General features: G+C 73.7%; 5 protein-coding genes and 1 pseudogene. 5 read left to right on the forward strand and 1 reads right to left on the reverse strand.

Annotated features, from left to right (window positions below; all coding sequences use genetic code 11):
* Positions 1–115: 115 nt before the first annotated feature.
* From F8271_RS15290 to F8271_RS15315, 5 genes and pseudogenes are all read left to right on the forward strand, one after another.
* Entirely contained in the window at positions 116–2,059 is a 1,944-nt protein-coding gene (locus F8271_RS15290) for a multicopper oxidase family protein (protein ID WP_151490440.1), read from the forward strand.
* A 59-nt stretch (positions 2,060–2,118) separates the two neighbouring features.
* Positions 2,119–3,165 carry an iron ABC transporter permease gene (locus F8271_RS15295; RefSeq protein ID WP_151490441.1) on the forward strand — a complete coding sequence of 349 codons (1,047 nt, stop codon included), beginning with the start codon at positions 2,119–2,121 and terminating at the stop codon, positions 3,163–3,165.
* Positions 3,162–4,298 carry an iron chelate uptake ABC transporter family permease subunit gene (locus F8271_RS15300; RefSeq protein WP_305069489.1) on the forward strand — a complete coding sequence of 379 codons (1,137 nt, stop codon included), beginning with the start codon at positions 3,162–3,164 and terminating at the stop codon, positions 4,296–4,298. Before F8271_RS15295 ends, F8271_RS15300 begins: the two co-directional genes overlap by 4 nt.
* A gap of 20 nt (positions 4,299–4,318) precedes the next feature.
* Positions 4,319–5,107, forward strand: a pseudogene (locus F8271_RS15305) (ABC transporter ATP-binding protein); the annotation flags it as partial.
* Between the two features lie 392 nt (positions 5,108–5,499).
* Complete coding sequence (locus tag F8271_RS15315; protein WP_151490442.1) at positions 5,500–6,447, forward strand: ABC transporter substrate-binding protein; 948 nt, start codon at positions 5,500–5,502, stop codon at positions 6,445–6,447.
* A 150-nt stretch (positions 6,448–6,597) separates the two neighbouring features.
* Here F8271_RS15315 and F8271_RS15320 read toward each other — a convergent pair whose 3' ends face one another.
* Positions 6,598–7,500, reverse strand: coding sequence for a hypothetical protein (locus F8271_RS15320; RefSeq protein WP_151490443.1), 903 nt, complete (start codon positions 7,498–7,500; stop codon positions 6,598–6,600).
* Between the last annotated feature and the right edge of the window lie 237 nt (positions 7,501–7,737).

Genomic DNA, 7,737 nt, shown 5'->3' on the forward strand with positions numbered 1-7,737 from the left:
CACCCTATGGCGCTCGGTTTCCCTCTTACGGGTGTTATCCACCTTTCACCCCACTTGTTCCCGTCCGCGAAACTCATTCTCTAATCGAGGTCGGATGGCGAGTGGGAGGTGCGGCATGGTCAGCAGACGACAGGTGCTCGTGGCCGGTGCCGCGGGGGGAGCAGCCGTTCTGGTCCCGGCAGGCTCGACGGCCGCGGGCCGCGCGCTCGCCGCGTCCACGATGCTGCGCGCCGCCGACATCCCCAAGTACGTCGCGCCGCTGCGCATCCCCCCGGCCATGCCGCGGGTGGCGAACGATCCGGAGCGGGACACGTACGCCGTCGGGGTGCGGCAGTTCCGCCAGCAGATCCTGCCGCCGTCCTGGCCGCGTACGACGGTGTGGGGTTACGGCTCCAGCGCCCACCCCGGCAGCTTCGGCTACCCGGCACCCAGCATCGTCGCGCGGGTGAACCGCCCGGTAAGGGTGACCTGGGTCAACGAACTCGTCGACGACCGGGGCGACTACCTGCCGCACCTGCTGCCCATCGACCCGACCCTGCACTGGGCCAACCCGGTCGGTGGCAGAGAGAACCGGGACGGGCACGGCCGCTCGGACGGCAGCCGGCGTGGCTACCGGGGACCGGTGCCACAGGTGGTCCACCTGCATGGCGGACACAGCACGCAGGAGAGCGACGGGCACGCCGAGGCGTGGTACCTGCCGGTGGCCCGCGACCTGCCGGCCGACTTCGCCGTGACCGGCAGCGCGTACGGCGAGTTCCGGTCCCGCTTCGCCGAGGGGTCCGGCCTGCGCTGGGCGCCGGGTTCGGCCACCTTCGAGTACGCCAACGACCAGCGGCCCTGCACCCTCTGGTACCACGACCACACGCTGGGTCTCACCCGGGAGAACGTCTACGCCGGGCCGGCCGGCTTCTATCTGCTCGGCGGCGACGACCTGCCCGACGGGGTGCTGCCCGGCCCGCCGCCGGGTCACGACGATCCGCCGGACACCGACTACCACGACATCCCGCTGCTGATCCAGGACCGCAGTTTCGGCGCCGACGGCGAGTTGGTCTACCCCGGGGGTCACCACGACGGGTCGGCGTGGGTGTCAGCGTTCTCCGGCACCACCATGGTGGTCAACGGCCGTACCTGGCCCAGCCTGACGGTCCAGCGTCGGCGCTACCGGTTCCGGTTGCTCAACGGCTGCAACAGCCGCTTCCTGATGCTCAGCGTCGCCGCCCACGCCACCGCGCGGCCGTCCCGTCCGGTGCTGCCGATCTGGCAGATCGGCAGCGACAGCGGTTTCCTGCCCGAGCCGGTGTCGCATGACCGCGTCACCCTCGGCCCCGCCCAGCGGGCCGACGTGATCGTCGACTTCACCGGCGTACCCGCCGGCACCGAGCTGTTCCTGGTCAACGAGGGGCCCGAGTGGGCGTACCGTGGCGGCCGGCCCGGGGTGGACTTTCCGCCGTCCGACCCCCGGAGCACCGGGCAGGTGTTGCGGTTCGTGGTCGACGAGGCCGTCGGCGCGGACCCGAGCGTGCCGCCGGAGCACCTGCAACTGCCGGCTCACCCCCGGCTCGGTGATGCGGAGCGGGTCCGGCGGCTGTCGCTCAACGAGCGGATGTCCGGCGGGTCGATGGTGATGCTGCTCGGCACCCTCGACGAGCGCGGCCGGGGTCTGCCGATGCGCTGGAGCGACCCGGCGACCGAACAGCCCGTCGTCGGCGTGACCGAGGTGTGGGAGGTGCGCAACTTCACCCGTAACGTCCACCCCGTGCACCTGCACCAGGCCCAGTTCGAGCTGTTGGGCCGTGGGCGGTCGGGCCGGTCGGAGCCGCGACCGGGGGAGCGGGGATGGATGGACACCGTGCTCGCGTACCCGTGGGAGGTGACCCGGATCAAGGCCCGCTTCGACCTGCCGGGCCGATTCTCCTGGCACTGCCACCTCCTGGAGCACGAGGACAACGAGATGATGCGGCCCCTGATCGTGCTGCCGCGCGGTGCTGCGGCGGCCGGGGACGGCAGCTCGGCGGGCGTGCCGCCGGCCCCCGCGACGGCATCGACCGACGCCAGTTAGGTCACTTTCCGCAGGTCGGCTAGGTTAGGCGAACCTAAGCTCGAACGTGCAGGAGACTCGTGACCACCCGCGCCACCCGGCCGACCCCGGCCCGCAGCCGGCCCGGCACCCGCACCGGCCGCCGGGTGGCCGTCACCGCCGCCGCCGCGCTGGTGCTGCTGCTCGCCGTGCTGGCGAGCTTCGCGCTCGGCAGCCGGCAACTCGGCATCGACGCGGTGTGGCACGCCCTCGTCGCGCCGGACGGCGGCGACGCGAGCACGATCGTCCGCGAGCTGCGGATGCCGCGTACCGCGCTCGGCCTCGCCGTCGGGCTCGCGCTCGCGGTGGCCGGTGTGCTGTTCCAGGCCCTCACCCGCAACCCCCTCGCCGAGCCCCGCATTCTCGGCATCAGCGCCGGCGCGTCGTTCGGCGTGGTGCTCGCCATCTCCGTGTTCGGCATCGGCACGCTCGCCGGCTACGTCTGGTTCGGCATCGCCGGGGCACTGATCGCCGGGCTGCTGGTCTTCGCCATCGCCACCCGGGCCCGCGAGGGCGCCAGCCCGGTCACCCTCGCGCTGGTCGGCGCGGCCCTCGACGCCAGCCTCGCCTCGGGGGTGTACGCGCTGCTCAGCATCGACGCCCGCACCTTCGAGGAGTACCGGTTCTGGGTGGTCGGCGGGCTCGCCGGGCGGGACCTGTCGGTCACCGCGCAGGTGCTCCCGTTCGTGCTCGTCGGGCTGCTGCTGGCCGCACTGGTGGCACGAGGGCTGGACGCGCTGGCCCTCGGCGACGACGTGGCCCGCGGTCTCGGCCACCGCATCGGCCTGGTCCGCCTCGGCGGTGGCCTCGCCGCGGTGCTGCTGACCGGCGCCGCGGTGGCGGCAGCCGGACCGGTCGCCTTCGTCGGGCTGGCGGTGCCGCACCTGGCGCGTGCCCTCGTCGGCGCGGACCACCGCTGGACGCTCGCCGTCTCCGCCCTGCTCGGCCCGGCGCTGCTGCTCGGCGCCGACGTCGTGGGCCGGCTCGTCGCCCCGCCCGGCGAGATACCGGCCGGGATCGTCACCGCCCTGATCGGCGCGCCGCTGCTCGCCGTGCTGGTCCGCCGCGCCCGGGTGGTGACCGCGTGACCACCACCCGGCGCCCATCGGGCTCGGCTGGCGTGCCCCGCTCGGCTGGCCGCGCCGGCTCGTCGGCCGTCGGCCTGCCCGGTGCGGGCCGTGCGGGCCGTGCCGGGGTACCTGGGCGGTCGCTGCTGCGCGTCGGCCCGGTCAGCCTGCTGATCCGCCGCCGCGCGGTGCTGGTCGCCGCCGCCCTGACCGTGCTGCTCCTCCTGGCCGTCGTGCTCAGCCTCTCCCTGGGCACCCCGTACGTCGCCCCGGCCGACGTGGTCCGCGCCCTCTCCGGTGCCGGCACCCCGTACGACCTCGTGGTCTTTGATCTTCGGCTGCCCCGGATCGTGCTGGCGGCGGTGGCCGGTGCGGCCTTCGGCGTCGCCGGCACCCTGATCCAGAGCGTCGCCCGCAACCCGCTCGCCAGCCCGGACGTCATCGGCATCACTCAGGGCGCCGGCCTCGCCGCGACCGTGGCGTTGACCAGCGGAATGACCGCCGTCCTGGTGGCACCCACCGCGCTGGTCGGCGGGCTGCTCGCGGCGGTGCTGCTGTTCGCCCTCGGTGCCCGACACGGGCTGGCCGCGCAGCGGTTCGTGCTCGCCGGGGTGGCGGTCGCGTTCGGCTTCCGGGCGCTCACCGAGGTGGTCATGCTCACCGCCGACCCGATCGACGGGCTGCGCGCGCAGATCTGGCTGATCGGTACCCTCGCCGGCAAGGGCTGGACCGAAGCCGCCTGGATCGCCGGCACCCTGCTGGTGCTGCTACCCGTGCTGGCCTGGGCCGGCTGGGCGCTCAACAGCACCGCGCTCGACGACGACACCGCCCGTGGTGTCGGGCTGCGCCCGGTGGCCCGCCGCATCGGCCTCGCCGGCGCCAGCGTCCTCGTCGCCGCGATGGTCACCGCCCAGGTCGGCGCCGTCGACTTCGTGGCGCTGGTCGCACCCCAGGTGGCCCGGCGGCTGGTCCGGGCCGAACGGCCACCACTGGTCTGCGCGGCGCTGCTCGGCGCGCTGCTGTTGGTGCTGGCCGACCTCGCCGGCCGCCGACTGTTCGCGCCCACCCAACTGCCGGCCGGCGTGCTGACCGCCGCGATCGGCGGACCGTACCTGATCTTCCTGCTGCTGCGCGGACGGCGGCGGTCCTCGTGACGCCTGGAAGGAGTCGTGTGATGCTCTCCACCCGCGACCTGGTCGCCGGCTACGACGAGCGGACCGTGCTCGACGGCCTCGACCTGGACCTGCCGACCGACGCGTTCACCGTGATCGTCGGCCCGAACGCGTGCGGCAAGTCCACCCTGCTGCGCACCATGGCCCGGCTGCTCACCCCCCGCCGTGGCGCCGTGCTGCTGGACGGCACCGCGATCCGCGACCTGCCGACCCGCGAGGTGGCCCGCCGGCTCGGCGTCCTGCCGCAGAGCCCACTGGTCCCCGAGGGCGTCACCGTGGCCGACCTGGTCGGCCGTGGCCGGCAGCCCTACCAGCGGTGGTGGCAGCAGTGGTCGACGGAGGACGGCGCGGCGGTGGACGAGGCGATGACCCTCGCCGACGTCGCCGACCTGGCCGACCGGCCGGTGGACAGCCTCTCCGGCGGTCAGCGGCAGCGGGTGTGGATCGCCATGACGCTCGCCCAGGACACCGACGCCCTGCTGCTGGACGAGCCGACCACCTTCCTCGACCTCGCCCACCAGGTGGAGGTGCTGGACCTGCTGCACCGGCTGCGCGTCGAACGCGGCCGCACCGTCGTCGCCGTGCTGCACGACCTGAACCAGGCCGCCCGCTACGCCGACCACCTGGTCGCGATGCGCGCGGGCGCCGTGGTCGCCGCCGGACCGCCCCGGGAGATCCTCACCGCCGACCTGGTCCGCGACGTCTTCGGGCTCGCCTGCGTCGTCGTCCCCTGCCCGGTGACCGGCGCGCCCCTGGTGGTGCCCGCCCACACCGGAGGCCATTCCATCGGCACCGCCGGCGCGCCCGGAGCCGCTGCGCCCGGAGCCGCTGCGCCCGGAGCCGCCGCGTCCGGGGCTGCCGCGTCTGCTGCCGCGTCGGGGGCTGCCGCGTCTGCCGGCGCGTCGGGGGCTGCCGCGTCTGCCGGCGCGTCCGGGGCTGCCGCGTCTACCGCCGCGTCTGCTGCCGCGTCGGGGGCTGCCGCGTCCGGGGCTGCCGCGTCTGTGGCCGCTGCGGCGTCCGCCGGCGGTTCTGGCGCCGCTGCCGCGCCTGCTGGCGTGTCCGGCACCGCGTCCGCTGGCGCGGGTGGCACCGATCTGTCGGATGCGTCCGTACCGGCCGCCCGACCCACCACCGGCGACGCGGCCACCCCGCTCACCGGCTCGTACCCCTCGAAAGGACTCTGATGCGTCGTCTCGTCGCCGCCCTCGCCGCGGCCGTCGCCCTCGGCGTCGGCCTCACCGCCTGCGGTGAGAGCGACCCGGTCGCCGGCTCCGCCGCCGGGGACACCCGGGAGATCACCCACGCCATGGGCACCACCAAGGTCCCGGCGCAGCCCAAGCGCGTCGTCGTGCTCGACACCGACAAGATCGACACGGCGCTCTCGCTGGGCATCACACCCGTCGGCGCCGCCACCGCCGGTGAGGCCAAGAGCTGGCCCACCTACTTCGGCGTGGACAAGCTCGCCGGCATCAAGGAGGTCGGGGTGCTCACCGAGCCCGACCTGGAGGCGATCAACGCGCTGAAGCCGGACCTCATCCTCGGCAGCAAGTTCCGCCAGGAGAAGTTCTACGACGAACTGGCCGCCATCGCCCCGACCGTGTTCACCGACAAGGTGGGCGTCACCTGGAAGGAGAACTTCCTCCTCGACGGCAAGGCGCTCGGCCACGAGCAGCAGGCCAAGGACCTGCTCGCCGCGTACGAGAAGCGGGCCAAGGACTTCGGCGCCACCCTCGGCGACGCCGCCGCCCGCAAGGTGTCCATCGTGCGCTTCATTCCCGGCAACATCCGGGTGTACGGCCCGGACTCCTTCTCCGGCATCGTCGTCGGCGACACCGGCCTCGGCCGCCCCGAGCGGCAGCGGCTGGCCAACAAGGAGGACAAGCGCTTCGACCTGGTCAGCCCCGAGCGGATCAACGAGGTCGACGGTGACGTCATCTTCGTCACCGCGTACGGCGACAAGGCCGCCGCCGAGCAGAGCAAGGTCGCCGGTGGGACGCTCTGGAAGGGCCTCGGCGCGGTCAAGGCGGGCAAGGCGTACCCGGTCTCCGACGAGATCTGGATGACCGGCATCGGCGTCGGCGCCGCCAACAAGATCCTCGACGACCTGGCAAAGTACCTCCCCGCCGCCTAACCGCCCCGCGCCAGGCGCGCGGCGAACCCCGCGCCCGACTCCATGATCGCGCTCGATCCAGGATGTAGTGGTCTCTTCGTCGGAGGGAGGCCACTACTTCCATGTTCGAGCGCGATCATGGGGAGCAACGCGGATCACCAGGAACGCGGATCACCAGGAGGAGCGGGAGCGCGCCCGCAGGGCGGCCCGGACCTCTGCGAGGAAGCCGTCGAAGTCGTCCCGGAGGCGCTTGCCGGTCACGTGCAGCACGATCCAGTCGCCGCCGAGCAACCGGTTGAGCCGTCGGCGGTCCCGATGGAACTGCTCGGGGTCGTCGTGCCAGAGCCCGTCGTACTCCACCGCGACCTTGAACTGCGGCCAGGCCAGGTCCAGCCGAGCCACGAACCGACCCCGCTCGGCCACGATCCACTGCGTCTCCGGCCGGGGTAGGCCGGCGAGCACCAATCGCACGCGGGTGCGGGACTCCTGAGGGGACTCGGCACCGGCGTCGGCCAGGTCGACTGCGCGCAGCAGCGACCGCCAGCCGCGTCGACCGGCGCGGTTCAGTGCGTACTCGCGCAGGGCTGACACGGTCGTCAGGCGGCGGGCGAGGATGGCGTCGATGACCACCACCGCCTCGATCACGTCGAGCCAACCGGCCAAGTCCCAGCAGGTACGGGTCGGGCTGGTCACCCTGACGCCGGCCCGCGCCAGGATGTCGTCGGCGTCGATCTCCCCATGGTGGACGCGGAGCCCGGTGGCCGGCCCGATACGGGCATCCCGCGGAATCAGGACGTCGACCGGATCGCTCGCGGTCGGGGTCCCGCACCCGTACAGGCCCGCGGCGGCGCGCCCGGCGATGGCCGCCTCGGGTGGAATCAGCCATCGCCCGACGGCGGTGCACCGGACGACGTGGGTGATGCTGACCTTGGCGTCGGCGTAGACGTCACGGAAGAGGGGCCGCCAGGCTGAGCTGCGCAGGTCGTTGCGGGTCAGCAGGCCCCGCGAGACGGCGACCGAGCCACGGAATACCCGACCGCGCAACTGCGGCGGCCGACGAGGAGCTTTCGACATGGAGCCCAGGCTGACCGATTCGCCCACGTCACGCCGCCCCTGTGGATAACCGCCGCCACCACGCGGGCGACGCTGCGGGCCGTTATCCCCATGATCACGCCCGAACATGGATGTAGTGGCCTCCCGGGCTGCCGAGGCCACTACATCCTGGATCGAGCGTGATCTTGCCGAGCGCGCCCCGACGGACGCGGCCTGCCGGACGCGGCCTGCCGGAGCGCCGGGCCGCGGTGAGGTGGG

This window comes from Micromonospora sp. ALFpr18c (assembly GCF_008868155.1).
Lineage (GTDB): Bacteria > Actinomycetota > Actinomycetes > Mycobacteriales > Micromonosporaceae > Micromonospora.